Genomic DNA, 24,795 nt, shown 5'->3' with positions numbered 1-24,795 from the left:
GGCTGCTTGTGCACCAGGATGCCCTTCAGGCGACCGATCACGTCATCTCCTCCGCAATGCCGCGACGCTGGCGCCGGTGCGCCGCGCGGTGGCGCTCATGTGGGCGTGGGTCAAGGCGACCGCGAGCGCGTCGGCCGCGTCCGCCTGCAGCTTCGCGTCCGGCAGGTTGAGCAGCAGCCGCACCATGTGCTGCACCTGCGGCTTGTCGGCCGCGCCCCGGCCGACCAGCGATTGCTTGATCACCCGCGGCGCGTATTCGCTGACCGGCAAGCGCCGGCGCACCACCGTCGCCAGCGCGGCGCCGCGGGCGTGGCCGAGCTTGAGCGCGGAGGTCGCCGACTTGTCCATGAACACCGTCTCGATCGCGACCTCCTGCGGCCGCCACGCATCCAGCAGCGCCTCCAGCCCCTCGCACAGCAGGCCCAGGCGTTCGGCGAAGCTGTCCGCCTGCAGCAGCACCAGCGCCTGCGCGTGGACGAAGCGGCAACGGCCGTCGTCGGCGACGTCGATCACGCCGACGCCGGTGCGCTGCGAACCAGGATCGATGCCGAGCACCCGGATCATGCGCGGCGACACCTAGCGCCCGTGCGGGCGCGGAACGCGTGCCTGTTGGCCATGGAAACCAGAGTCCTCGCTTCCGCGCGGAATGACAACAGCGGGACCGGCGGATGCCGGCGGGTGTCGTGACGGATCCGCTCAGCCCAGCCCGCTGGCGTTGGAATAGACGTTCTGCACGTCGTCCATGTCCTCCAGCCAGCGCAGCAGCCTGGCGACCTGCTCGGCGGTCTCGCCGGAGACTTCGGCGTCGTTGTCGGCGCGCATGGTCACCTCGGCGAGGTCCGGCGCGAGGCCCGCGGCTTCCATCGCCTGGCGCACGTCGGCGAAGGCCTCGGGCGAGGTCAGCACGTCGATCGCGCCGTCCTCGGGGTACACGACCACGTCGTCGGCGCCGGCCTCGATCGCCGCCTCGGTGACTCTGTCCTCGTCGGCGCCGGCGGCGTAGGACAGTACGCCGGTCTTGTGGAACATGAAGGCGACCGAGCCCTCGGTGCCGAGGTTGCCGCCGAACTTGGAGAAGGCGTGGCGCACGTCGGCCACGGTGCGCACGCGGTTGTCGGTCAGGCAGTCGACGATCACCGCGACGCCGCCGGGCGCGTAGCCCTCGTAGCGCACTTCCTCGTAGACCACGCCTTCCAGTTCACCGGTGGCTTTCTTGACCGCGCGCTCGATCACGTCCTTGGACATGTTGGCGGCCAGGCCCTTGTCCATCGCCACCCGCAGGCGCGGATTGTTGTTGGGATCGCCCCCGCCCGCCCTCGCGGCCACACCGATTTCACGGATGATCTTGGTGAAGATCTTGCCGCGCTTGGCGTCGCTGGCGTTCTTGCGGGCTTCGATCGAGGGTCCTCTACCCATGGGTCTTCCGGAACAAGGCTGCTGACGGGGCGGCGATTCTACTCCATCGCGCCGGTCCGGCCGTTACTGGCGGGGGTTCCACGGTTCGTTCCGGCGCCGGTCGCGGCGCCGGTTTCACGGGCCTGTGGATGGGTGAAGCGTCCATGGCGCAGGAAATTGGCGGCCTGATGCGCGGCTTCGGCGGAGAACACCAGGCCGGTGTGGCTGGCGGCGACGATGCAGTGATCGCTCAGACCGGGCAGCCGGGTTTCCTCCACCGACACGGTGCCGTCCGAATCTCCCTCGAAACGGGCCAGCAGGCGGCCGAAGCCGCGCGCGACATTGCCGGCGACCATGCCCACCTGCGCCGTTCCCCGCCATTCCGCGCAGCCGGACAGCAGCAGCGGGCCACTGCGGCCCAGCGCGTGCGCGCTCCAGGGATGGCGGGCGAGATTGCGCGCGGTGAGGCTGCCGCGCAGCGGAGAACCCAGGCAGACCACCCGCGACACCGGCAGGTCCGGTTGCCGGCGCAGGGTTTCCAGGGCGATCACCCCGCCCAGGCTGTGGCCGACCAGGCCGATGGGGCCATCACTGGCCTGCAAATGGTCGATCAGGCGCGGGATGGCGGCCTCGGGGCCCCCGAACACGCTGTCATAACCGAACACCTCGGCGTCGAACCCCTCCGCGCGCAGCCGCCAGGCCAGCGGCGCCACCCAGGATCGGGCGTTCCAGATGCCATGCAGAATGAGGACGCGGGGACCTGGAGTCGATGGGGCGGACATGCGGCCAGTCTGTCCGATCCCCGTCGCCGCCACCAACCGGATGCGGAAAAGCATCCGGCGGCGGCCATGGCCGGTTCAGTCGAAGCGGTAGTCCAGCTGCGCCGCGATCTCCCGGCCCACCGGGCTGTAGGCGTCGTAGAAATACGGAAAGCTGTTGTTGCTGGGATCGCGCGGATGCAGGCTGTTGAACAGGTTGTTGACGTACAGCTTGATGGTCGCGCGCTCGGTGATGCGCTTGCCGATGTTCGCGTTCCAGAGGAAATGCGGACCGATGCGGCCGCCACCGTTCGCCCGCGGCAGGCTGCCGTAGCGGGTGCCGAACAGGCTCGCGGTCCAGTCTCCCGCGCGCCAGTCGACGCCGGTGCGGACCCGGCTGCGGAAGTCCAGATTGTCCGAATCGTCACGCCAGTCCTTCTCCACCGCCTCGGTGGCGTACACCTGCTGTTCGGAAGCCAGGGTGTGCGACCAGTCGAGGCGGAAGTTGTAGCGGCCCAGGCGCTCGGTCTCCAACCGCCAGCTCAGGCCGGCATCGATGCCGGCCACGCGCCGGTAGGACTGGTTGACCGGCGCCGATCGCACTTCCGTGATCCGGCCGATGGGCTCGCCTTCCTCGGGGCGGCGGGTCACCAGCGCGGTCACCTGCTGGCAGTAACCCGAATCCGGACCGTACTTGAACGGCGCGCCGTCCAGGCGGCGGCCGGTGCGGCATCCCGCCTCGTCGGCCAGGATGCGCGAAGTCGACAGGCGTTCGATGGCGCCTTCCAGTTCGATGTTCCAGTAGTCCACGTTCATCGACAGTCCGTCGATGACGTCCCAGACGAAACCGGCGCTCCACGATTTGCCGGTCTCCTCCTCCAGATTGGGATCGCCCTCGGTGATGCTGAACATCGAATAGCTGTAGCCGGAACAGCCTGGATTGGCGCCGGCCGCGATGCAGCGCCAGGGATCGGTCTGGTTGCCGAAGCTGCCGCTGCCCTCGCTGAAGACCCAATGCATGTCCGGCGCCTTGAAGCTGGTGGCGTAGGCGCCGCGGATCAGCAGGCGATCGGTGGGCCGCCATTCGAGCCCCGCGTTCCAGGTCTTGGCGTCATCGACGGCGGTGATGTCGTCGTATTTGTCGAAGCGGCCGGCCAGACTGGCCTTCAGGGTCGAGGTCAGCGGAATGCTGAACTCCAGTCCGGCCGCGTAGCGATCACGCTCGCCGCCGCCGTTGGTGCCGGTCAGGTTGTAGAGCTGCACCACGCCGGGCTGCACGCGCGGATCGCTGTCCAGCTCGTAGCCCTGGTGGCTCGCTTCCACCACCACCGCCATGCCCAGCGGGCCGGCCGGCAATTCGAACAGATCGCCGGACAGCACGAATGAAGCGGTGTTCACCCACGACTCCGCCTCGTAGTGGGCGGTGGTGGAAATGGCGGCGTACTCGGCCGGCGTCATCGGCCGGTACCAGCGCTCCAGGTTGAGCCGATGGATGGGCGTGCCGTTGGGGCGCGTGCCGATCTGCGGACCGAAGAAGAACTCGTTGACCTTGTTGCCGATCATGCGCCGGCGGTTGCGCTCGAAGTAGTAGTCCGCGCGGCTCACGGTGACGTCCCAGTCGAAGCGATCCCCCAGCCGGCCGCGCAGGCCGGCGGCCAGATCCAGCGAACGCTCGCGATAGTGCTGGTTCATGTTCTTCACGCCGCCCACTTCCATCGGGGTCAGCAGGCGATTGGGCGCGATGGTGTTGGCGAACTGCGGATCGTAGAAATCACCGCGCCGGCCGACGCCGTCGGTGTGCGGTCCGGTGATGCTCTCGAACCCGCCCAGCGACTCGGCCTTCGACCACCACGCCTGCACCGATGCCCAGCCCTGCAGGTTCTCGTTGAAGTCCCAGGTGCCGAACACATAAGCGGCGGCTTCGTTCTTGCCCTTGCTCAGGTGCTGGTAGCGCGCGTCGTTCCAGGTGCCGCAGCCGTTGCCCAGCGCCTGCACGTTGCCGCCGCTGATGCGCCGGTAGGTCCAGTTGACGAACTCGCCGTTCCAGCGCTCGCAGGTGCCCGGCGGCGGCGCGGCCAGGCGGTTGCTGCTGCTGGTGCCGCCCAGGCGGATGCGCAGGCCCGCGTCGGGCTGGACGCCCAGGCGCGGATCGGCGGCCGGATTCGCGCGCAGATCCCAGGAATCGCGCTGGAAGCCGTACAGCAGTTCCTGGTTGTAGTACTGGAACGCATAGGTGACGCCCCAGCGCTCGCCGGTCTTGCCGCCGGTCCATTGCAGATCCACGCGGTCGCGGCCGCCCATCGTGCTGGTGCCGGCGCGCAGCTTCACCTGATCGCCGTCGTAGTTGCGCTTGAGCACCACGTTGACCACGCCCGACACCGCGTCGGCGCCGTAGATGGCCGATGCGCCGCCGGCCAGCACTTCAATCCGATCGACCGCGCCGGACGGGATGTTGCCGAAGTTCTGGAAGTTGCTGCGTCCCTCGTAGGGAAACGGGTAGTCCGCCGCGCGCCTGCCGTCGATCAGCAACAGCGAACGGCCGGGGCCCAGGCCGCGCAGGTTCAGCGGATGCGCGTTCGCGGAGAAGCCGCCGGACAGTTCGGTCTCCACCGCGCCGCTGGCCATCACCAGCGTTTCCAGCGCCTCGAAAACGGTGGCGTGGCCTTCATTCTCGATCTGCTCGGCGCTGATCACCGTGACCGGCGAGGGGCCCTCGACTTCGGCGCGCTTGATGCGCGAACCGGTGACCTGCACCGAGGCCAGCTCGGTCGGCCCGGCCTGTTCCGCTGGGGCCGCGGACGAGGCTTTCGGCGCCGGCTTGCGCGGCGGCGGCGGTGGCGCGGAAGCGGGCGCGGCCACGATGGTGATGACGCCACCGGAGGTCGTGCGATAGCCCAGCCCGCTGCCGGCCAGCAGCGCCTGCAGGGCCTGCGCAACCGTGTAGCGCCCGTTCAACGCCGGCGCGGTCTTGTCCTTGACCAGCCCGGGCGGCACCAGGATCTGCAGATCCGCGGCCTCGGCCAGCCGGTTGAGCGCGCCGCCCAGGGGTTGCGCGGCGATCGCGTAGGTGCGTGTTTCCGTCTGCGCTTGCGCGGCCGGCGTCGCCATCGCGAAACCCGCCCCCAGCAGGGTGCCCAACGCGACGGACAAGGTGCTGCGCCGGAATACCCCCGGCCGTGCTGCATGCATGTTGCGGCTCATTCTGACTGCTTCCCCCAGGCTCGTATGAAGTCGTCCCTGACCGGCATGACCATCCCTGTTCCCATTGCAGACGCAGCGCCGCGCGGATTCCTCATCTGGCGCATCCGCGCGCGTTGTCGCAAGCTCGCATGGCCAAATCCGCCCGCCGCCGCCCGCGAATGAACGCCCCGCCCCCTCCGCACGCCGAACCCGACGACGCCCGCGACGCCGCCTCGCTGGCGCAGCATTACCGGCCGTTGCTGATCCGGTACTTCCGCCGCCACCTGGATTCGATCGAGGACGCCGAGGATCTGGCGCAGGAAACGCTGGTGCGGATGATGCGCGACCCGCAGGCCGCGACCGTCGGCAACGTCGAAGCCTATCTGCTGACCATCGCCGGCAACCTGCTGCGGGATCGCTTCCGCCGCGATCGCACCCGCCACAGCGGATTGCATGTCCCCCTCGACGAGCACGCCGAAGGCTGGCCCACTGAGGCAATCTGCGGCGAGCGCGTCTACCAGGACAGGGAGCGGCTGCGCGGCTTCCTGAAGGTGCTGGACGAACTGCCGCCGCGCTGCCAGCAGGTGTTCCTGCTGCAACGCTACGAAGGCCTCACCTACAGCGCCATCGCCCGGCAACTGGGCATCAGCGTGAGCGCGGTGGAAAAACAGATGATGCGCGCCCTGCTGCATTTCCAGACGCGGTGGGAGTCGCCATGAAGGAGAACATGCTGGAAGTCATCGAGGGTGGCGATCCCATCCGCGCGCAGGCGGCCGCCTGGTTCGCGCACCTGCGCGCCGACGACGTCAGCGAAGGCGATCGCCTGCGCTGGCGGGCGTGGCTGGACAGCGATCCACGCCATCGCGACGCCTACGAGCGCTTCGAGCGGCTGTGGTCGGCGCTGGGCGACTTCGCGCCGTCGGCGGAGATCACGCGCCGCCTGCCGCAGCGACGGGCCTACCCGCGTTCCCGTGCGCCGGCGCGCGCGTTGCGCTGGCTGGCCGGCGGCGCGGCGGTCGCGCTGGCGGTGGTCGCGGGCTGGAAACTGCTGGCGCCGGTGCCGGCGCCGGACGTGCTGTATGCCAGCGCCGTCGGCGAACGACGCAGCGTCGCGCTGGCGGACGGCACCCGCGTCGACCTGGATACCGATACCCGCCTGCGGGTCCGATATACCGAACGCGAGCGCTGGATCACGCTCGATCGCGGACGCGCGTTCTTCCGGGTCGCCCGGGATCCGGCCCGGCCGCTGCACGTGGACACCCCGGAGGGAAGCGTGCGGGCGATCGGCACCCAGTTCGAGGTGTATCGCCGCCCGCGCGCCACCGACGTGGCCCTGTTCGAGGGCAAGGTGCAGTTGCAGTCGAGCGGGCGCGACGGCGCCGCCCGGGTGCTGGGCACGCTCGCGCCGGGCCAGCGCACCCAGGTCAGGACCGGCGCGCCGCTGCGGGTGGAGGCGTTCAACGCGGCCGATGCGCCGGGCTGGATCAGTGGCCGGCTGGTATTCGAGGACCAGCCGCTGGCGATCGCCATCGAGGAGTTCAACCGCTACGGCGGCCGCCGGCTGCGCGCCACCGATGCCGAGGTGGGCGCGCTGCGGGTGTCGGGCGTGTTCCGCAGCGACGACCCCAGCGGCTTCGTCGAAGCGCTGCGTTCGGTCTATGGCGTCTCCGTGCGCACCGACGACGCCGGTGCTTTCGAGTTGACCGCCGCGCCGTGATGCCTCCGCGTTCACCTCTTCCGTCCATCCACGAGACCCGCATGCCCGGTTCCCTCCTCACCCGCTGGAGCACGCTGCTGCTGTCGGTGCTCTGCGCCATGCCGGTGGCGGCGCAGCAGCCTGCTCCCCGCGCAAATGGCGATGGCGCGAACGCCGTCGTCACGCCGCTGGACGATGGTCCCTACCTGCGCCGGGACGCAGGGACGCTTCATGCCGAATGGGTATGCGACGGACGGGTCGTCCGACGTGAACTGCCGGCTCGCCGTTGGCCGGTCACGGTGCCCGCCGTGTGCGGCTATCCGCAGGCGATCCGCGTGCCCGCGCCGGATGCCCAGGCGCCCGTTCCGCCCGCCGCGCCGGCACGCCTGGTCGCGGTCTCCGACATCCATGGCCAGTACGACCTGCTGGTGCGCCTGCTGCGGGCCAACGGGGTGATCGACCGCAAGCTGCGCTGGCGCTATGGCGATGGCGTGCTGGTGGTGGACGGCGACGTCTTCGATCGCGGCCCGCGCGTCACCGAGACGTTCTGGCTGTTGCACCAGTTGCAGCAGCAGGCGGGCAAGGCCGGGGGCGGCGTGCGCTTCCTGCTCGGCAACCACGAGACCATGGTGCTCTACAACGATCTGCGCTACGTCAACCCCAAATACCTGCGGGTGGCGGAGCTGCTGGCGCGCCCGTATCCGGATCTGTACGGGCGCGACAGCGTGATCGGGGGCTGGCTGCGCCGGCAACCGGTGATGGCGCGGATTGGCGACACCCTGTTCGTGCATGGCGGCATCGAGCCCGGGCACTTCGATCTGGACATGGACGACGCGGCCATCAACGCCGCCTACCAGGCCTCGCTGGGCACGCCCAAGGAGCAGCTGAAACAGGATCCGTTGCTGTCACGGCTGTACAGCGGCAAGACCAGCCCCATCTGGTATCGCGGCTACTTCGACGGACGCCTGACCACACCGGAAGTCGTGTCGCTCGTCCAGCGCCTGGGGGTGAAGCGGATCGTGGTCGGCCATACCTCGATGGACGAAGTCGGCAGCTATCACGATGGCCGCGTGATCGCGATCGACAGCAGTATCAAGCGGGGCGAATCCGGCGAACTGCTGTTCATCGAGAACGGGAAACTCAGCCGCGGAACCCTCGACGGCAGACGCCTGCCGCTGCGTGCGCAGGTCGTGGCCCCGGCGGACGACGACCGCTGACGAACCGGATCAGGCGCCGCTGGCGGCACTCCGCCGCAGGATGAACTCGTGGTCGCGCACGCGGCCGACCGGAAATTCGTAGTCGCCCACTTTCTCGAAGCCGTAGCGGCCATAGAAGCGCTGGGCGCCGTGATTCTGCGACCACACGCCGATCCACAGCGTGCGCGGGCCGTCGCGTTCCAGCCAGGCCAGGGCGGTGTCGCACAGGCGCGCGCCCCAGCCGCCGTTCTGGTGGCTGGCGAGCACGTACAACCGCTTCAGTTCGCCATCGCCGGCGGCGACCTGCGGATGCGGCAGCCCGCAGGGGCCGGCCGCGGCGTGGCCCACCGCCACGCCATCGGCTTCCAGCAGCCACACCGCGTAATCGGGATGGGCCAGGATGATCCGTTGCTTGTCCACCGCGTAGGCGTCCGCGAGGAACGCCTGCAGATCCTCGGCCGGATACAGATGGCCGAAGGTTTCGGTGAACGTGCGCGCGGCCAGTCCCGAAAGCAGCTCGGCATCGGCCGGGGTGGCGCGGCGGATGCGCACGCTCACTCTTCCTCGTCGTCCTCGTCCGCCGCTTCCTCGTCGGCGTCCTCGTCGTCGTCGCCCTCTTCCTCGTCTTCGTACTCGTAGTCGTCCTCGCCGAAGTCCTCGCCGTCCCAGCGGCCTTCGCCGTCGGGCACGAAGGTCAGCGCCATCGCCGCCGGCGAGGTGCCGATGCGCACCACCCAGCCGCCGAACACGCGGGCGCGCTCGGTCACCAGGCCGGCGTCGGTTCCTTCATTGCCCAGCTTTTCCCACTGCAGCGCGAACGCAAACTCGGTCATGCCAATACTCTCTAAGAAAGAAAAACCCCTGGCGGGGAATCCGGCGGCGATTGCCGCCGGACAACTGAAAAAAAGGATGCGCGGCCCCCGGCCCCGGAACGCGGAGCCGGGCGGCGGATCACTGCGCCTTGGGCGCGACCGGCCGAACCTGGATGTGCAGTTCGGCCAGCTGCTCGTCGGGAATCGGCGACGGCGCGCCGGTCATCAGGCACTGCGCGGTGGTGGTCTTGGGGAACGGAATCACGTCGCGGATCGATTCGGTGCCCGCCATCAGCGCGGCGATGCGATCGATGCCGAAGGCGATGCCGCCGTGCGGCGGCGCGCCGAACTTCAGCGCGTCCAGCAGGAAGCCGAACTTGGCCTCCGCCTCCTCCGCGCCGATGCCCAGCAGCTCGAACACCGCGCTCTGCATGTCCGGACGATGGATGCGGATCGAACCGCCGCCGATCTCGTTGCCGTTGAGCACCATGTCGTAGCCACGCGACACCGCTGTCTTGGCGTTGGCGCGCAGGTCGGCGATGTCGTCCACGGCCGGCGCGGTGAACGGGTGATGCAGGGCGACATAGCGCTGCGCCTCCTCGTCCCACTCGAACATCGGGAAGTCGGTGACCCACAGCGGGCGCCAGCCCTCGGCGACGCGGCCGAAGTCCCTGCCGGCCTTCAGGCGCAGCGCGCCCATGAAGTCGGACACCTTGTTGTAGCCGCCGGCGCCGAAGAACACGATGTCGCCGTTGCTCGCGCCCACATGCGCCAGCAGCGCGGCGAACGCGTCCTCGCCGAAGAATTTCTGGATCGGCGAGCTGATCTCGCCGTTGTCGGCGATCTTGATGTAGGCCAGGCCCTTGGCGCCGTATTTGGCGGCATGCGCGGCGTACTCGTCGATCTGCTTGCGCGACAGGCTGGCGCCACCGGGGATGCGCAGCGCGGCGACGCGGCCGTCCGGATCGGCGGCGGCGGCCGAGAACACGGCGAACTCGCTGCCCTTGACCAGCCCGGCGACGTCGACCAGTTCCAGATCGATGCGCAGGTCCGGCTTGTCCGAGCCGTAGCGGCGCATCGCCTCGGCCCAGGTCATGCGCGGGAAGGGATCGGCCAGATCGACGGACATCACTTCCTTGAAGATGTCGCGGATCATGCCTTCCACGGTGTCCTGCACGTCGCGCTCGCGCACGAAGGCGAATTCCATGTCCAGCTGGGTGAATTCCAGCTGGCGATCGGCGCGCAGCGCCTCGTCGCGGAAGCAGCGCGCGATCTGGTAGTAGCGGTCGAAGCCGGCGACCATCAGGATCTGCTTGAACAGCTGCGGCGACTGCGGCAGCGCGTAGAACTCGCCCGGATGCAGGCGCGCCGGCACCAGGAAGTCGCGCGCGCCTTCCGGCGTGGCCTTGGTCAGGATCGGCGTCTCGATGTCCTGGAAGCCGCGCGCGTCCAGCCAGCGGCGCAGCGCCTGCACCAGCCGGATGCGGGTGCGCTGCATGCGCTGCATCTCCGGACGACGCAGGTCCAGGTAGCGGTACTTCAGGCGGATGTCCTCGCCGGCGTTCTCATGGGCATGGAACGGCAGCGGCTGCGCCTTGTTGAGCACGCTGATGCGGGTGGCGACGATTTCCACCTTGCCGGTGCGGATCTTCTCGTTGACGCTGTGGCGCGCGCGCACCACGCCTTCCACCTGCAGCACGTCCTCGTAGCCCAGATCCGCGGCCACGGCGAACACGTCGGCGTTGTCCGGCTCCACCGTCACCTGCACGATGCCTTCGTGGTCGCGCAGGTCGATGAAGCACACGCCACCGAGGTTGCGGGCAACGTCGGTCCAGCCGCACAGGGTGACGGTCTGGCCGATCATGGCCTCGTTGATGAGGCCGCAATAATGGGTACGCATGGGGGCTCCGCGAGTTGCATCCGGCGAGTGCCGGAAAGCCGCATAGTCTAACCCGTACGGGCTTCCCCCACCCCGCCGCCGGGGCCTTCCCAAGCCCTCCCCCGGGAGGATTAAGCTTGCCGCTCCCGACGGGAGACCACCATGAACAAGGCTTTGATGAAGTTGCTGTGCGCACTCTTCCTGGCCTTGCCGGCCAGCCTTGCCCTGGCCCAGGCCCAGACCCGGGCCTACGCCCCGGAAAACCTGCGGACCCTGACCGTGGCCGAGCAGACCCGGGTCATCGGCCTGGAGTACAGCGAGCAATCACGCGGTCGCCGCATCCCGGACGACCAGTTGCGTTTCTACCTGGATCAGGTGCGCCTGTCCGGCTGGACCTTCAGCCGGATCAAGCAGGACATCGCCACCTCGCTGGGCGGCGGCAACGGCGGCTGGAATCCCGGCCCGGCGCCCGGACGCACCGTGCGCTGCGAGAGCCAGGATCAGCGCGAACGCAGTTGCCAGACCGGCTTCGCCAACCGCGCCCGGCTGTCCCGCCAGTTGTCCAGCGGCGCCTGCATCGAAGGCCAGTCGTGGCAGCAGCAGCCGGGGGTGATCCGGGTCCGCAACGGTTGCCGGGGAGAGTTCACGGAAACCAACCAGGGGTGGGGCAACGGCGGCGGAAACGCCGGCTACACGGTGACCTGCGCCAGCGAGGACGCCCGCTACCGCACCTGCGCCTGGGACGATCGCCGCGGCCGTCCGGTGGTGGTGCAGAACCTGTCCAAGGCCCGATGCCAGGAAGGCAGCAACTGGGGCCACCAACGCAACGCCATCTGGGTCAACCACGGCTGCCGCGCGCGCTTCGGCGTGGCCGGCGGCGGTGGCGGCGACTGGGGCGGCGGCAATCCCGGCTACGGCGTCCAATGCGCCAGCAAACCGGGGGATCCGCGGCTCAACTGGTGCCGCTGGGACGGCCGCCAGGGGCGCCCGCGGCTGCAACAGGAATACTCGCAGCGAGTGTGCGGCGCGGAAGGACGCGGCTGGGGCTATGACGCCAATCGCCAGGAAATCTGGGTACGCGGCGGCTGCAACGCGCGCTTCGGCGCGCGCTAGGCGAGCGGGTTGCAGGCCAGGGGCGGGAATGTTCCGCCCCCGGTCGGGCTCAGCTGGCGGAAGACGGGCTCGCCGGCTTGGCTTCGGTCTTGGCGGGCGTTGCGCTGTCTGCGGAGGATGAAGCGCCCGTCCCGCCGGAGCCGCCGCCCTCGGCCAGGTTGCGCTTCTTGTCGCCGTCCTTCTTGAAATCCGTTTCGTACCAGCCACCGCCGGCCAGGCGGAAGGCGGGCGCGGTCAGCTGGCGCTTGACCGCCGGCCGGCCGCAGGACGGGCAGGCATCGGGATCCGGGTCGGACAGCTTCTGCAGTCGGTCAAAGGCGTGGCCGCATTCGGCGCACTCGAAGGCATAGATCGGCATGACGGAAACGCGGTAGGGAAACGCAGGCCCCTATTCTGGGGCCTGGCGCCGGGGATTCAACGGTCGGGGACCGGCCTCGTCCTCAGGCGATGAACCGCGCCGCCGCCGCCCCGACCTGCCGCAGCACCTGATCGCGGGCGTCCGCGTCGACCTTCGCGCCCTGCAGATAGCCGGTCAGCAGCCACGGCGCCCGCCCGCGATCCGGCCAGACGATGGCGATGTCATTGGTGGTGTCCTGCCCGTTGCTGCCGGTCTTGTCGCCGACCGTCCAGCCGGCCGGCAGGCCGGCGCGCAGGCGACGGTCGCCGGTGCGGTTGTCGACCAGCCAGCCGGTCAGGCGCCGGCGGGAATCGGTGCCAAGCACCTCGCCCAGGAGCAGCCGGCGCAAGGTCCCGGCCATCGCTTCGGGGGTGGTGGTGTCGCGCGGATCATCGGGATGGAAGCGGTTGACGTCCGGTTCGTCGCGGTCGTTGCGGGTCACCGCGTCACCACTGGCGCGCAGGAACGCGGTGACGCCGGCGGGGCCGTCCACCAGCGGCAGCAGCAGGTTGGCGGCCGGGTTGTCGCTCCAGATCATCGTCGCCTGGCACAGCTCCTCCACGCTCAGGTGGCCGCCGACGTGCTTTTCGGTCACCGGCGCGTGCGGAATCATGTCCTCGCGGCGGATCGGCACGCGCCGGTCCAGGGTCAGCCCACCGCGCTCGACCTGCCGCAGCACGGTCGCCGCCAGCGGAAACTTGAACGTGCTGCACATCGGGAAACGCTCGTCCCCGCGCCATCCCCACTGCCGCCCGCTGGCGCTGTCCAGCAGGCAGACGCCCAGGCGCCCGCCGCTGTCGCGCTCCAGCGCGGCCAGGGTTCCGGCGAAGCCGGCGTCCGCGCTGCCGACGGTTTCCTCTCCGGCCAGCAGCCGCGCGGCGGGCGCGGCGAGCAGGGTGGCGGCGGTGAGTCGCAGGAACTGGCGGCGGGCAATCATCGGGTGGCTCCCTGTGAGAAAACCTGATTGTTCCCGCGTTGACCCGGAGTCACCAGCGAGGTTATTCAATGCCATCCATTAGCCAGCCTCATACCCGTCCATGCTCAGGCCCCAACTGCCGCTCAACGCGCTGCGCGCCTTCGAGGCCGCCGCCCGCCACCAGAACCTGACCCGCGCGGCCGACGAGCTGTGTGTCAGCCAGGCGGCGCTGAGTCATCAGATCAAGGCGCTTGAGGAGCGGCTCGGCACGGTCCTGTTCCAGCGCCTGCCGCGCGGCGTGGCCCTGACCGACGAGGGCGCGGCGCTGCTGCCGGTTCTGACCGAGGCGTTCGATCGCATCGGCCTGAGCCTGGATCGGCTGGCCGGCGGCGATGCGCGCGAAGTGCTGACCGTCGGGGTGGTCGGCACCTTCGCCATCGGCTGGCTGCTGCCGCGCCTGCCTGCCTTCGCCGCCGCGCATCCGGATATCGAACTGCGCGTTTCCACCCACAACAACCGCGCCGATCTGGCCGGCGAAGGGCTGGACATGGCGATCCGCTTCGGCGATGGCGACTGGCCGGGCGAGGTCTGCACGCCGCTGTGGCCGACGCCGTTCGCGCCGGTGTGCGCGCCCGCGCTGGCCGATGCCCTGCGGCAACCGCGCGATCTTGCCCACGTGCCGCTGCTGCGCTCGTTCCGCGCCGATGAATGGCCGCGCTGGCTGGCCGCCGCCGGCCTCACCGGCCTGCAGGCGCGCGGTCCCCAGTTCGATTCCTCGCTGACCCTGGCCAGCGCGGTCTCGCGCGGCGCGGGCGTGGCGCTGCTGCCGCTGGCGATGTTCGAACACGAACTGGCGGCCGGGCGTCTGCTGCAACCGTTCGCGCAGACGCTGGATCTGGGCCGCTACTGGCTCACCCGGCTGCGCTCGCGGCGCGAATCCGAGGCGGCCGGCCGGCTGCGCCTGTGGCTGCAGGCCGAAGGAGACGCGGGCTAGACCGGCCGCGTGCCGGCATCCGCGTCGGTGACGGGGGCGATGCCATCCGCGTCCGCCGACGCCTGCGCCAATGCGACGGCGCCAGTGGTTGCCGGCGGCGCCATTTCCGGAGGCAGCGTTTCCGGCGCCGCCATCGGATCCACGTCGAAGGGCGTGCGGAACACCAGCGAAGGCAGCAGCGTGGTCAGCGCCGCATACAGCAGCAGCGCGCCGAACAGGGCATCGGGAATGTGGAAGCGCTCGCGCAGGATGCCGGCCAGCACCAGGGTGAAGATCAGGGTCGGGGTGAGCGCCAGCGACACCCGCAGGCTGCTGCGCATGTCCTCTCCGAACATCAGCCGCCGCTGCACCCAGATCACGCCGATGCGCAACGGCAGGATCGCCAGCGTGATCAGCAGGCCCAGGCCCAGCGCCTCCCAGCTGAGCGCGCCCGCCGGCACCTTGGTGCCGGCATTGAAGAAATAGAACGGCACGAAGAAGGTCGCGAACAGGCGCACGGCATGCAGGTTCTCGTCGGAGGCCAGGCGCGGCATCTTCTGCCGCAGCAGCCGCGCGATCAGGCCGGCGACGAACGCCCCCACCAGGTAATAGACGCCCAGCTTGTAGGTGGTGAAGGCCGCGATCAGGCCCACCATCACCAGCAGCGAGAACTCGGATCCTGGCGCGTGCGGCGCGACCCAGCGGCCCAAGGCGATGAACAGCAGGGGCAGACCGACCAGCAGCGCGATCAGGATGCTGGACGAGATGGCCATCTTCATCGGCTGATCCGCCTGCAGCACCAGGAACAGCGCCGCCAGCGCCAGCAGTTCACCGGCGATGGCCTTGTTGGTGACCCAGAAACGTTCCTGTTCGTCCAGCCCCAGCCGGCCCAGCGTGTCGATGATGAAACCGGTCGACGGCGTCAGCAGCGCCAGCGCCAGCAGTCCCGCCGCCTGCCAGGACAGGCCACCGTAGCGCCACGCCAGCCAGCCGGCGCCGAACAGGGTCGCGCTGCGGATCAGCAGATGCGACAGCAAGGGCCAGAACCCTCGCCGCAGCGCGCGCAGATCCACTTCCAGGCCGGCGAACAGGAACAGCGAGGAAATGCCGAGCGTGGCCAGCAGCGCGACCACGCCATCGTGGGAACGTTCGCCCAGCCAGAGCATCGCGGCGATGCCCAGCACCAGGCAGGTCAGCGGCGCCGGCAGCTTGAATCGCTGCAAGGCGCGCGGGATCACCAGCAGACCGAAGATCAACCCCAGATAGATCAGTTCCTGGTTCATGCCTCGCCCCCGTGCGCTTGGGTCAGCCCGCTTCGTACAACGCCGACCAGGCCTGCTCGGCCTGCTCCAGTTCCTGCTGCAGGCGCGTGCGCTGCTGCGCCAGTTCCGCCGCGCGCGCGGCGTCGGCGTAGCTGCGCGGATCGGCCATTTCCGCATCCACCGCCGCCAGTTGCTCTTCCAGTCCGGTCATGCGCGCTTCGGCCTGGGCCAGCTTGTGCGGATTCGGCGGCTTGCGCGCCGGCGCCGGCTTGGGCGGCGGCGTGGGCGCGGCTTCGGCCATGCGGGTCTTGGTGCCCTGCGCGGCCGGACGCGTGCGCAGCCAGGCCGCGTATTCGTCCAGATCGCCGGCGAAGGGTTCCACCTGGCCGTCGGCCACCCGCCAGAAGGTGTCGCAGACCAGGCCGATCAGATGGCGGTCATGCGAGACCATCACGATGGCGCCGTCGAAATCGCTGAGCGCCTCGGCCAGCGCCTCGCGCATTTCCAGATCCAGGTGGTTGGTCGGCTCGTCGAGCAGCAGCACGTTGGGCTGCTGCCAGGCGATCAGCGCCAGCGCCAGGCGCGCGCGCTCGCCACCGGAGAATCCGTCCACCGACTCGAACGCGCGATCGCCGGGGAAATTCCATTTGCCGAGGAAATCGCGGAACGACTGGGTCGATGCGTCGGGCGACAGTTCGCGGAAGTGATCGATCGGCGACTGGCCCTCGTGCAGCGATTCCACCGTGTGCTGGGCGAAGTAGCCGATGCGCAGATCCGGATGCGCGCTGCGCTCGCCGGCCACCAGCGGCAGCTCGCCCACCAGGGTCTTCACCAGGGTCGACTTGCCGGCGCCGTTGGGGCCGAGCAGGCCGATGCGATCGCCCGCCTCGAGACCGAAGCCCACGTCATGCAGGATGATCGTCGCGCCTTCCCCTGCCTGCGGGGGAAGCGGATAACCGGCTTCGCCGTGGTTGATGCGGATCAGCGAATGCGGCAGGCGGTTGGGCTGGGCGAACTCGATGCGGAACTCGCGCTCCATGCGCACCGCCTCGGTGCCGGCCAGCTTGGCCAGCCGCTTCATCCGGCTCTGCGCCTGGCGCGCCTTGCTGGCCTTGGCCTTGAAGCGATCGATGAACGATTGCAGGTGCGCGCGTTCGGCCTGTTCCTTCTCGAACGCGATCTGCTGCTGGCGCAGCTGCTCGGCGCGCTGGCGCTCGAAGTCGGTGTAGCCGCCGGTATAGAGCTTGGCGCCACCGCCATGCAGGTGCAGCGTGTGGGTGGCGACGTTGTCGAGGAACTCGCGATCGTGCGAGATCAGCAGCAGCGTGCCCGGATACTTCAGCAGCCACTGTTCAAGCCACAGCACCGCATCCAGATCCAGGTGATTGGTGGGCTCGTCGAGCAGCAGCAGATCGCTGGGCATCATCAGCGCGCGCGCCAGGTTCAGGCGCACCCGCCAGCCGCCGGAGAACGCGGACACCGCGCGCTGGTGGGTATCGGCGGGAAAGCCCAGGCCATGCAGCAGCTTGCCCGCGCGGGCGGTGGCGTCGTAACCACCGACTTCCTCCAGCCGGATGTGCGCGGCGGCCACCGCTTCCCAGTCCTCCGCGGCCAGCGCGTCGGCTTCGGCCTTCAGCGCGGCGGCGACCTCGGTATCGCCGCCCAGCACGAAGTCGATGGCGGGATCAGGCAGCGACGGGGTTTCCTGGGCGACGCTGGCGATGCGCACCTTGCCGGGCAGATCGACATCGCCCTTGTCGGCTTCCAGCTCGCCGCGGATGGCCGCGAACAGGCTGGACTTGCCGGTGCCGTTGCGGCCGACCACGCCGACGCGGTAGCCCGCGTGCAGGGCCAGATCGACATTGGACAGGAGCAGGCGCTCGCCGCGCCGGAGAGCGAAATTACGCAGGGAAATCACGATGGAAAGTCCGTTCTTGGAAACCGGGTGCCAGGCCCGTACCGCGCCACGCCGGCCTCACATTTGTTAATAAATCGTTGACACGCGCTGTGCCGCCGGCTATCACGAACCCCGGTCCGCGCCGACCGGCATAAGCACATAAGCAGAAGTTCTGCGACGCGATTCTACCCGTTAACGAATAATTGACGTTATGTTGTGGTGCAACAAACCTCCCGGTTTGCCCTGCCGTCCCCGGCAGCCATCGCTGCATCAAGGCCGCTACATCCCGTTCCGCGTACTGGAGTACCCATGATCCGCACGATTTCCCCGTTGTCCGCCGCCATCGTCCTCGCCCTGGCCTCCGCGCCCGCCTTCGCCCAGAGCGAACAGAAGCCGCAGACCCTGGATACCCTGATTGTCACCGGTACGCGCGTCGCCGACCGCACCGCGGCCGAATCCCAGTCGCCCATCGACATCCTCACCCCGGAAGCGTTGCAGGCCACCGGCACCACCGAACTGGCGACCGCGCTGGCGCGCGCCCTGCCCTCGCTGAATTTCCCGCGTCCGGCCATCACCGACGGCACCAGCGGCGTGCGCCCGGCGCAGCTGCGCGGCCTGTCGCCGGACCAGGTGCTGATTCTGGTGAACGGCAAGCGCCGCCACCTGTCGGCGCTGGTCAACGTCAACGGCACCATCGGACGCGGGTCCTCGGCGGTGGATCTCAATGCCATCCCGGTGTCCTCGATCGCCCGCGTCGAAGTGCTGCGCGACGGCGCCTCGGCGCAGTACGGCTCCGATGCCATCGCCGGCGTGGTCAACATCGTGCTCAAGGGTTCGGAGAAGGGTGGCAGCCTGGTCCTGGACCTGGGCCAGTACTCGGCCGGCGACGGCCGCCAGTACCAATTGTCCGGCGATGCCGGCGTCGGCTTCGGCGACGGTCGCGGCTTCGTGCACGTGGCCGGCCAGGTGACCCGCCAGGACGAGACCGACCGCGCCGGCCCGTATGGCGGCACCGCGCCCAACACCGGCAACAATCCCGACGTCGGCGAAGTCGCCTATGTCTATGGCGACCCGAAGGTGGACGCCGAAGCGGTGTCGGCCAACGCCGGCTTCGATTTCAGCGACAACCTCAGCGCCTACGCCACCACAATCCTGAGCAACCGCGACATCACCTCGTTCGCGTTCTACCGGTCGCCCGGCCACAACGCGCTGGTGCCGCAGGTCTACCCGAACGGCTATGTGCCCGAGATCAACCAGATCTCCAAGGACCGCTCGCTCGTCGCCGGCCTCAAGGGCAGCACCGACAGCGGCTGGACCTGGGACGTCAGCTACAACTACGGCTACAACAAGCTGTTCTTCTACACCCAGAACAGCATCAACTACAGCCTGGGCGTGAACAGTCCGCACCGCTTCTACGACGGCGCGCTGGAATACACCCAGAACCTGTTCAACGCCGACTTCACCAAGACCCTGGACTGGGGCCTGGCCTATCCGGCCACGCTGTCCTTCGGCGCCGAATATCGTCGCGAGAAGTGGAACCAGTCTCCCGGTGCGCCGAATTCCTACAGCAACGGCGGCGCCCAGGGCTTCGGCGGCTTCACCCCGGCCAACGCGGTCCACCAGGATCGCGACAGCTACGCGGCCTACGTGGGACTGGAAGCCGATTTCACCGACAAGTTCTCCGCCGGCATCGCCGCCCGCTACGAGGACTATTCGGATTTCGGCAGCGAAACTTCCGGCAAGCTGTCGGCCCGCTACGCCTTCACCGACAAGGTGGCCCTGCGCGCCACCGTCGCCAGCGGCTTCCGCGCCCCGGCGCTGGCCCAGCAGTACTACCAGGTGGTGACCTCGCAGTACAACGCGAGCGTGGATCGCTTCTTCGAATCCGGCACCTTCCCGGCCACCAGCGCGGTGGCGCAGGCGCTGGGCGCCGAGGCGCTGAAGGCGGAAACCTCGCTGTCCTACAGCCTGGGCCTGGTGCTGCAGCCAGTCGACCGTCTGTACGTGACCATCGATGCGTACCAGATCGACATCGACGACCGCATCGTGCTGTCGTCCAACCTGCTGCTGGGCAACAACGCGGCCGCGCAGGCGCTGCTCGCCAGCCTGGGCATCAACGGCGTGACCAGCGCGCGCTACTTCAACAACGCCATCGACACCCGCACGCGCGGCGTCGACGTGGTCGGCACCTATTCGATCCCGCTGACCGCCAGCACGCTGAATCTCACCGCCGGTTACAACCACAACAAGACCGAGATCACCCGCATCGCCGCCAACCCGCCGGAGCTGACCGCGCTCGGCGCCAACCTCTGGCGCGTGGGCCGCGACGAACAGGGACGCATCGAGGAGGGCTATCCACGCGACAAGTTCACCTTCAACGCGGTCTGGAACCTCGCGTCGTGGGACTTCGCCCTGGGCGCCACCCGCTACGGCGGATTCACCACCCGGGTCAGCGAAACCGGCAATCCGATCAACGACCAGAAATACGGTGCCATCTGGACCGTGGACGCCTCGGCCAGCTACCGCCTGGATGGCTGGACCTTCACCCTGGGCGCGGACAACCTGCTGGACGAGTATCCGGATCGCACTATCTTCCCGAACTCCAACAGCGGCCAGTTCCCCTACAGCAGCCAGTCGCCTTCGGGTTTCAACGGCGCCTACGTGTACGGGCGCATCGGCTACAAGTGGTGACGCCGGGGCTCCGTGCCCATGCGTAAAAAAAGCCCCGCCATCGCGGGGCTTTTTCTTGTTCGACACCGACTTCGCGCGTCCCTCCCCGTGCCTGAGATCTCAGGGCCTTCCGGGCTCCCTCAGGTATTTGTCCTCGCGACAGACTTCAAGCGGACGGCTGCTGGCCCGCCTGAGATTGTCCAGCCTGCGGTTGCGCGCATCGACGTCGGCGGTGATACACGCACAACCGTATCCATAGTGGCGATTGGTCCTGATCCACCGCGCATCGTCGAACCGCGGCCAGTCGCCGTTGGCCTGGTACCCCCCTTGGGTAGCGATTTCCCAGACCCCGTCACGGTCGGTCAGGGTGACATTGGCCGGCGTCGGGTTCTCGAACCAGCCGCAGCGGCGTTCGGTTCTCGCGGGCGCGGCAATCGCGGATACGGCCAGGCATGCGAACAGCCACCCGGTCGTCGGAAGAATCCAGGTTCTATGTGACACGGTCTTGCTGCGCAAAAAAGGGAGAACCATAGTAACCATCCGGCATCTGTTGAAGCTTTCTCGCGACAGGAACTGAACAGGCCACTCAGTTTTCCGTTTGCCGCAGCGGCGCCGCATCGGCGAAACTCGACCTCCTTTCCCCTGGAAAATGCGAGCCTCGATGCACCATGACACCGACCTGATCAACATCGTCGCCATTGGCCTCGCCCTCGCCTTCGTCCTCGGCGCGGTGGCCAATCGCTTGCGGCTGTCTCCGTTGGTCGGGTATCTGGTGGCGGGCATCTGCGTGGGGCCCTTCAGCCCCGGCTTCGTGGGGGATCAGGAACTGGCCAAGCAGCTCGCCGAGATCGGCGTGATGCTGCTGATGTTCGGCGTCGGCCTGCACTTCTCGCTGAAAGACCTCATGGAGGTCAAATGGATCGCCATCCCCGGCGCGCTGGTGCAGATCAGCGCCGCCACGCTGCTGGGCTGGGGCCTGGCGGCGTTGATGGGATGGCCCACGCTGTACGGCATCGTCTTCGGTTTCTCGCTGGCCACCGCCAGCACCGTGGTGCTGCTGCGGGCGATGGAGGAACGGCGCCTGCTGGACACCTCGCGCGGGCGCATCGCGGTGGGCTGGCTGATCGTCGAGGACCTGGCCTGCGTCCTGGCGCTGGTGATGATGCCGGTGATCGGCGGGCTGGCCGGCCAGCAGGGCGATACCGGCGGTCTGACGGCCGGCGCGATCATCGCCAGCCTGGGCTGGACGCTTCTGAAGCTGGCGCTGTTCGTGACCGTGATGCTGGTGGTCGGCCGGCGGGTGATTCCGTGGATCCTCGAACGCACCGCCAGCACCGGATCGCGCGAGCTGTTCACCCTCTCGGTACTGGCGATCGCGCTGGGCGTGGCGTTCGGTTCGGCCACCCTGTTCGGCGTGTCCTATGCGCTGGGCGCGTTCTTCGCCGGCATGCTGCTCAACGAGTCCGAGCTCAGCCACAAGGCCGCCAACGACTCGCTGCCGCTGCGCGACGCCTTCGCGGTGCTGTTCTTCGTCTCGGTCGGCATGCTGTTCGATCCCAACATACTGGTCGAACATCCGTTCGAGGTGCTGGGCACCGCCTTCATCATCCTGTTCGGCAAGTCCGCCGCCGCCTACCTGATCGTGCGCGCGTTCGGGCATCCCAACAGCACCGCGCTGACCATTTCGGCCAGCCTGGCCCAGATCGGCGAGTTCGCCTTCATCATCGCCGGCCTCGGCATGGATCTGGAAATCCTGCCCAAGGAGGGCCATGACCTGGTGCTGGCCGGCGCGCTGATCTCGATCATGCTCAACCCGCTGATCTTCGGCCTGCTGGACCGCTGGCAGGCGCGCCAGGATGCGGCCATGCCGAAGGAAGTCGAACCGGAACCGCCACCCGGCCCTTCGCTGGACGTGCAGGACCACGCCATCATCATCGGTTATGGCCGGGTGGGCAGCTCGCTGGCGCACGTGCTGCACGAGCGCGGCGTGCCGCTGATCGTCATCGACGACAACGGCGAGCACGTCGAGCGCGCGCACGCGGCGGGGATCCCCGCGATCCGCGGCAGCGCCGCCGCCGACAAGGTGCTGGCGGAGGCGCATCCGGAAAAGGCCAAGATCGCGGTGCTCGCCATCCCCCAGCCGCTGGAAGCCGGCGAAGCCATCGCCAAGCTGCGCGCCATCAATCCCGGCCTGACCCTGCTGGCGCGCGCACACAGCGACGCCGAAGTGCGCCACCTGCTGGAACATGGCGCCGACGGCGCGGTGCTGGCCGAACGCGAACTGGCGTTCTCGCTGGCGGAAATGGTCATGGCCACGCCGCCCTACCGCGCGCTGCGCACGACCGGCTGATCTCGGCGGGCCGGCAGCTCAGGGCGCGTACTGCAGTTCGCGCGGCAGCGCCTCGGCAAGTATTTCCGACAGGGGCCGGGGCGGCGCATACAGATCGCCCTGCACCCAGTCCACGTGCAGTTCCCTGAGGCAGTCGGCGGTGGCCTCGTCTTCCACGAATTCGGCCACCGTCTCGGCGCCGAACACGCCCGCCACCGCCACGGTCGCCTGCACCAGCGCGTGATCGCTGCCGCGCTGGGCGACGTTGCGGATGAACGATCCGTCGATCTTGATCACGTCGGCCGGCAGCTCCTTCAGCCGCGCGAAGCTCTGCATGCCGGTGCCGAAGTCGTCGATCGCGATCTGGCAGCCGCGCGCGCGCAGATCGCGCAGCAGCCGGCTCGCCGCCGAGGTGCTGGAGATGGCGGCGGACTCGGTGACCTCGAAACACAGCGCCGTCAACGGCAGCGGCGAGTCCGCCAGCAGGGTGCGCAGTTCCACCTGGAAGCTCATCGAGGCCAGGCTCTGGCCGGTCAGGTTGATGGCGATGCGCTCGCAGTACGGCAGGGCTTCCGGATACTTCCGCAGCAACCGGAACAACGCCTTGATCACCGCCAGATCCAGTTCCGCGCCACGGCCGGCGGCCTCGATCGGACGCATGAAGCGGGCCGGCGGTATCAGCCTGCCCTCCTCGTCGCGCAGGCGGCACAGCACCTCGCCGGAAATCGTCAGCGCCGGCTCGGCCGCATGTTCCAGCCGGCGGATCGCCTGGAAGTGCAGGACCAGCCGCTCGTTGCGCAGGCAGGCCAGCGCGGTCGCCGCGTCCTGCAGCTGCTGGCGATGGGCGCGGCGCAGGCGGCCATCGTCGATGTCGCTGTAGCGTGGCCGCACTTCGCCATGCTGGCGCGCGTCGAACGCCAGATGCGAGGCATTGAGCAGCGCGGTGTCCACCACGTCGGCCAGCGGCTCGGTCGCCGATTCCGGCAGCGAGGCCACCCCCAGGTAAGGCAGCAATCGCACCGGCTGGCCGTCGGCCACGAACTCGGCGTGTTCCACCCGCGCGATCAGTCGCTCCCAGACATCGTCGTCGGCGTCGGTGGCCGGAATCAACGCGAACTGGCCGGTGCCCAGCACGTAGACATCGGCCAGGTCCGACAGCCGCGCGGCCATGCTGCCGACCACCGCGGCCTGCATGTCCAGGCCGTAGCCGGTGACCAGCGAATCGCTCTTGTCCAGCAACAGGAAGCCCAGCTCGCGCCGCCGGGGCGGCGCCACCGCCATCCGCCGGCGCAGCGCGCGCAGGTTGGGCAATCCGGTCAGGGTGTCACGCTGGATTTCCTCCGCCAGCCGCCGCGACAGCTCGCGCCGATCGCGGCTGATCACCCACAGGTACAGCATGGCCAGCAGCAGGATGTTCACCTCGGCGGCCAGGTGCAGCAGGTTGAACAGCCCCAGCACGGTGCTGCCGTACGCGGCGCTCTCGGACACCGCCAGCACCAGGCAGAACAACGCCGCCGACAGCGCCAGCATCGACCGCCGGGGCGGCAACCGCAGCACGAACCAGGCCAGCACCACGAACAGGGCGAAGCGGTAGTCCATCAGCACCACCGCGGGCCGATCCGCCAGCCCGCCCCGCACCGCCTGCGACGCCCACAGGCTCAGGCCCAGGCCGGCGATCAGCGCCAGCGGCCAGGCCCAGCCGGCGGCGCGGCCGCGCCGGAACGATTGCCGGCCCTCGCGCCAGGCCACCACCAGCGGCAGGGTGATCACGGCCACCCCGAACTGCTTGGCGAAAAACATCTGGAATGCGGCGCTCAGCGCCTCGACCGGCGGCGCGATCACCGCCATGGTGCCGCCCAGCATCGCCAGACCGGCGGGATAGACCAGCAGGCCGTACAGCGCCAGCCGGCTCAGTCCATGCCGGTCCAACCGGCCATGCGGCTCCGGTCCGCCGGCCCAGCGCGCGCAGGCCAGGGTCCACGCGCTCACCAGCACCCACATCAGCGCACCCCACACCAGCGGGGCGATCTGTCCGGGTTCCATCGACCATTGGCGCACCGCCCAGCCCATCGCGGTGATCGCCAGAGTGGCCAGCACCACGCGGCGATCCGGCTCCAGCAACGCCAGCGCCAGCAGCAGGCCCGCGTGCAGGTGGATCAGCGACGCATTGGCCGTGTTGCCGAAGAAGTCGATGCGATAGCTGACGGCCACCTGCTGCGCGAGCACGCACAGCAGCCCCCACAGGAGGATCTTGCCGGTCCGGCTTCGCCACCATCCTGTCGCTGGCTGTGGGCTCACTTGCTTCCCTGGTAGAGGGACGCG

General features: G+C 69.0%; 20 protein-coding genes. 7 read left to right on the top strand and 13 right to left on the bottom strand.

The window, feature by feature from the left end; all coding sequences use genetic code 11:
• Positions 1-42 precede the first annotated feature (42 nt).
• The 4 genes from ruvC to ACTHN1_RS12935 form a co-directional block, all read right to left on the bottom strand.
• Entirely contained in the window at positions 43-564 is a 522-nt protein-coding gene (ruvC, locus tag ACTHN1_RS12950) for a crossover junction endodeoxyribonuclease RuvC (RefSeq protein WP_440471351.1), read from the bottom strand.
• 132 nt (positions 565-696) lie between these two features.
• The gene (locus ACTHN1_RS12945) at positions 697-1,416 is read right to left on the bottom strand and encodes a YebC/PmpR family DNA-binding transcriptional regulator (RefSeq protein WP_440471350.1); all 720 of its coding nucleotides are present in this window, start codon (positions 1,414-1,416) and stop codon (positions 697-699) included.
• Positions 1,417-1,454: 38 nt separating this feature from the next.
• The gene (locus ACTHN1_RS12940) at positions 1,455-2,177 is read right to left on the bottom strand and encodes an esterase/lipase family protein (protein WP_440471349.1); all 723 of its coding nucleotides are present in this window, start codon (positions 2,175-2,177) and stop codon (positions 1,455-1,457) included.
• 75 nt (positions 2,178-2,252) lie between these two features.
• Complete coding sequence (locus ACTHN1_RS12935) at positions 2,253-5,303, bottom strand: TonB-dependent receptor domain-containing protein (protein ID WP_440471348.1); 3,051 nt, start codon at positions 5,301-5,303, stop codon at positions 2,253-2,255.
• A gap of 209 nt (positions 5,304-5,512) precedes the next feature.
• Here ACTHN1_RS12935 and ACTHN1_RS12930 point away from each other — a divergent pair, with 209 nt between their 5' ends.
• The 3 genes from ACTHN1_RS12930 to ACTHN1_RS12920 are packed head-to-tail and all read left to right on the top strand — an operon-like array spanning position 5,513 to position 8,246.
• Positions 5,513-6,052, top strand: a complete 540-nt coding sequence (locus tag ACTHN1_RS12930) for an RNA polymerase sigma factor (RefSeq protein ID WP_440471347.1) — start codon at positions 5,513-5,515, stop codon at positions 6,050-6,052.
• Positions 6,049-7,050, top strand: coding sequence for a FecR family protein (locus tag ACTHN1_RS12925; protein ID WP_440471346.1), 1,002 nt, complete (start codon positions 6,049-6,051; stop codon positions 7,048-7,050). The genes ACTHN1_RS12930 and ACTHN1_RS12925 overlap by 4 nt, the downstream gene beginning before the upstream one ends.
• A 41-nt stretch (positions 7,051-7,091) precedes the next feature.
• Positions 7,092-8,246, top strand: coding sequence for a metallophosphoesterase (locus ACTHN1_RS12920; RefSeq protein ID WP_440471345.1), 1,155 nt, complete (start codon positions 7,092-7,094; stop codon positions 8,244-8,246).
• Between the two features lie 9 nt (positions 8,247-8,255).
• Here the strand turns inward: ACTHN1_RS12920 and ACTHN1_RS12915 are convergent, their stop codons facing one another.
• From ACTHN1_RS12915 to aspS, 3 genes are all read right to left on the bottom strand, one after another.
• Complete coding sequence (locus ACTHN1_RS12915; RefSeq protein WP_440471344.1) at positions 8,256-8,777, bottom strand: N-acetyltransferase family protein; 522 nt, start codon at positions 8,775-8,777, stop codon at positions 8,256-8,258.
• A 2-nt stretch (positions 8,778-8,779) separates the two neighbouring features.
• The gene (locus tag ACTHN1_RS12910) at positions 8,780-9,058 is read right to left on the bottom strand and encodes a DNA primase (RefSeq protein WP_440471343.1); all 279 of its coding nucleotides are present in this window, start codon (positions 9,056-9,058) and stop codon (positions 8,780-8,782) included.
• Between the two features lie 118 nt (positions 9,059-9,176).
• The gene (gene aspS, locus ACTHN1_RS12905) at positions 9,177-10,937 is read right to left on the bottom strand and encodes an aspartate--tRNA ligase (protein ID WP_440471342.1); all 1,761 of its coding nucleotides are present in this window, start codon (positions 10,935-10,937) and stop codon (positions 9,177-9,179) included.
• A 141-nt stretch (positions 10,938-11,078) separates the two neighbouring features.
• On the opposite strand from aspS, the gene ACTHN1_RS12900 reads away from it, so the two are divergent.
• On the top strand, positions 11,079-12,029 hold the full coding sequence (locus ACTHN1_RS12900) for a DUF3011 domain-containing protein (protein WP_440471341.1): 951 nt from the start codon (positions 11,079-11,081) through the stop codon (positions 12,027-12,029).
• 49 nt (positions 12,030-12,078) lie between these two features.
• Here the strand turns inward: ACTHN1_RS12900 and ACTHN1_RS12895 are convergent, their stop codons facing one another.
• Together ACTHN1_RS12895 and bla are read right to left on the bottom strand one after the other, a co-directional pair.
• Positions 12,079-12,387: an FmdB family zinc ribbon protein gene (locus ACTHN1_RS12895; RefSeq protein WP_295383250.1), complete on the bottom strand. Its 309-nt coding sequence runs from the start codon at positions 12,385-12,387 to the stop codon at positions 12,079-12,081.
• Between the two features lie 82 nt (positions 12,388-12,469).
• Entirely contained in the window at positions 12,470-13,363 is an 894-nt protein-coding gene (gene bla, locus ACTHN1_RS12890; RefSeq protein WP_440471340.1) for a class A beta-lactamase, read from the bottom strand.
• Between the two features lie 100 nt (positions 13,364-13,463).
• Here bla and ACTHN1_RS12885 point away from each other — a divergent pair, with 100 nt between their 5' ends.
• Complete coding sequence (locus ACTHN1_RS12885) at positions 13,464-14,336, top strand: LysR substrate-binding domain-containing protein (RefSeq protein WP_440471339.1); 873 nt, start codon at positions 13,464-13,466, stop codon at positions 14,334-14,336.
• Here the strand turns inward: ACTHN1_RS12885 and ACTHN1_RS12880 are convergent.
• Positions 14,333-15,598 carry a cation:proton antiporter gene (locus tag ACTHN1_RS12880; RefSeq protein ID WP_440471338.1) on the bottom strand — a complete coding sequence of 422 codons (1,266 nt, stop codon included), beginning with the start codon at positions 15,596-15,598 and terminating at the stop codon, positions 14,333-14,335. The two genes, ACTHN1_RS12885 and ACTHN1_RS12880, sit on opposite strands and share 4 nt — an antisense overlap.
• Before the next feature lie 22 nt (positions 15,599-15,620).
• Positions 15,621-17,495: a ribosomal protection-like ABC-F family protein gene (gene abc-f / locus ACTHN1_RS12875; RefSeq protein WP_440471337.1), complete on the bottom strand. Its 1,875-nt coding sequence runs from the start codon at positions 17,493-17,495 to the stop codon at positions 15,621-15,623.
• A 288-nt stretch (positions 17,496-17,783) separates the two neighbouring features.
• Between abc-f and ACTHN1_RS12870 the strand changes: the two genes are divergently transcribed.
• Complete coding sequence (locus ACTHN1_RS12870; protein ID WP_440471336.1) at positions 17,784-20,165, top strand: TonB-dependent receptor plug domain-containing protein; 2,382 nt, start codon at positions 17,784-17,786, stop codon at positions 20,163-20,165.
• Positions 20,166-20,264: 99 nt separating this feature from the next.
• Here ACTHN1_RS12870 and ACTHN1_RS12865 read toward each other — a convergent pair whose 3' ends face one another.
• A complete protein-coding gene (locus tag ACTHN1_RS12865) occupies positions 20,265-20,660 on the bottom strand; it encodes a DUF4087 domain-containing protein (RefSeq protein WP_440471335.1) in 396 nt (131 codons plus the stop codon).
• Positions 20,661-20,805: 145 nt separating this feature from the next.
• On the opposite strand from ACTHN1_RS12865, the gene ybaL reads away from it, so the two are divergent.
• Positions 20,806-22,494 (top strand): YbaL family putative K(+) efflux transporter, encoded by a 1,689-nt coding sequence (ybaL, locus tag ACTHN1_RS12860; RefSeq protein WP_440471334.1) that lies wholly within the window; start codon positions 20,806-20,808, stop codon positions 22,492-22,494.
• Positions 22,495-22,512: 18 nt separating this feature from the next.
• Here ybaL and ACTHN1_RS12855 read toward each other — a convergent pair whose 3' ends face one another.
• Positions 22,513-24,771 (bottom strand): EAL domain-containing protein, encoded by a 2,259-nt coding sequence (locus ACTHN1_RS12855; protein WP_440471333.1) that lies wholly within the window; start codon positions 24,769-24,771, stop codon positions 22,513-22,515.
• Between the last annotated feature and the right edge of the window lie 24 nt (positions 24,772-24,795).

Origin of the sequence: Pseudoxanthomonas sp. (genome assembly GCF_051953815.1) — a bacterium.
Taxonomy (GTDB): domain Bacteria; phylum Pseudomonadota; class Gammaproteobacteria; order Xanthomonadales; family Xanthomonadaceae; genus Pseudoxanthomonas_A.
This window is presented reverse-complemented; position numbering and strand designations above follow the sequence as displayed.

Coding starts and splice junctions, on each gene's coding strand:
- ruvC (WP_440471351.1), bottom strand. CDS start 564: ATGATCCGGGTGCTCGGCATCGATCCTGGTTCGCAGCGCACCGGCGTC.
- ACTHN1_RS12945 (WP_440471350.1), bottom strand. CDS start 1,416: ATGGGTAGAGGACCCTCGATCGAAGCCCGCAAGAACGCCAGCGACGCC.
- ACTHN1_RS12940 (WP_440471349.1), bottom strand. CDS start 2,177: ATGTCCGCCCCATCGACTCCAGGTCCCCGCGTCCTCATTCTGCATGGC.
- ACTHN1_RS12930 (WP_440471347.1), top strand. CDS start 5,513: ATGAACGCCCCGCCCCCTCCGCACGCCGAACCCGACGACGCCCGCGAC.
- ACTHN1_RS12925 (WP_440471346.1), top strand. CDS start 6,049: ATGAAGGAGAACATGCTGGAAGTCATCGAGGGTGGCGATCCCATCCGC.
- ACTHN1_RS12920 (WP_440471345.1), top strand. CDS start 7,092: ATGCCCGGTTCCCTCCTCACCCGCTGGAGCACGCTGCTGCTGTCGGTG.
- ACTHN1_RS12910 (WP_440471343.1), bottom strand. CDS start 9,058: ATGACCGAGTTTGCGTTCGCGCTGCAGTGGGAAAAGCTGGGCAATGAA.
- aspS (WP_440471342.1), bottom strand. CDS start 10,937: ATGCGTACCCATTATTGCGGCCTCATCAACGAGGCCATGATCGGCCAG.
- ACTHN1_RS12900 (WP_440471341.1), top strand. CDS start 11,079: ATGAACAAGGCTTTGATGAAGTTGCTGTGCGCACTCTTCCTGGCCTTG.
- ACTHN1_RS12895 (WP_295383250.1), bottom strand. CDS start 12,387: ATGCCGATCTATGCCTTCGAGTGCGCCGAATGCGGCCACGCCTTTGAC.
- bla (WP_440471340.1), bottom strand. CDS start 13,363: ATGATTGCCCGCCGCCAGTTCCTGCGACTCACCGCCGCCACCCTGCTC.
- ACTHN1_RS12885 (WP_440471339.1), top strand. CDS start 13,464: ATGCTCAGGCCCCAACTGCCGCTCAACGCGCTGCGCGCCTTCGAGGCC.
- ACTHN1_RS12880 (WP_440471338.1), bottom strand. CDS start 15,598: ATGAACCAGGAACTGATCTATCTGGGGTTGATCTTCGGTCTGCTGGTG.
- ACTHN1_RS12870 (WP_440471336.1), top strand. CDS start 17,784: ATGATCCGCACGATTTCCCCGTTGTCCGCCGCCATCGTCCTCGCCCTG.
- ybaL (WP_440471334.1), top strand. CDS start 20,806: ATGCACCATGACACCGACCTGATCAACATCGTCGCCATTGGCCTCGCC.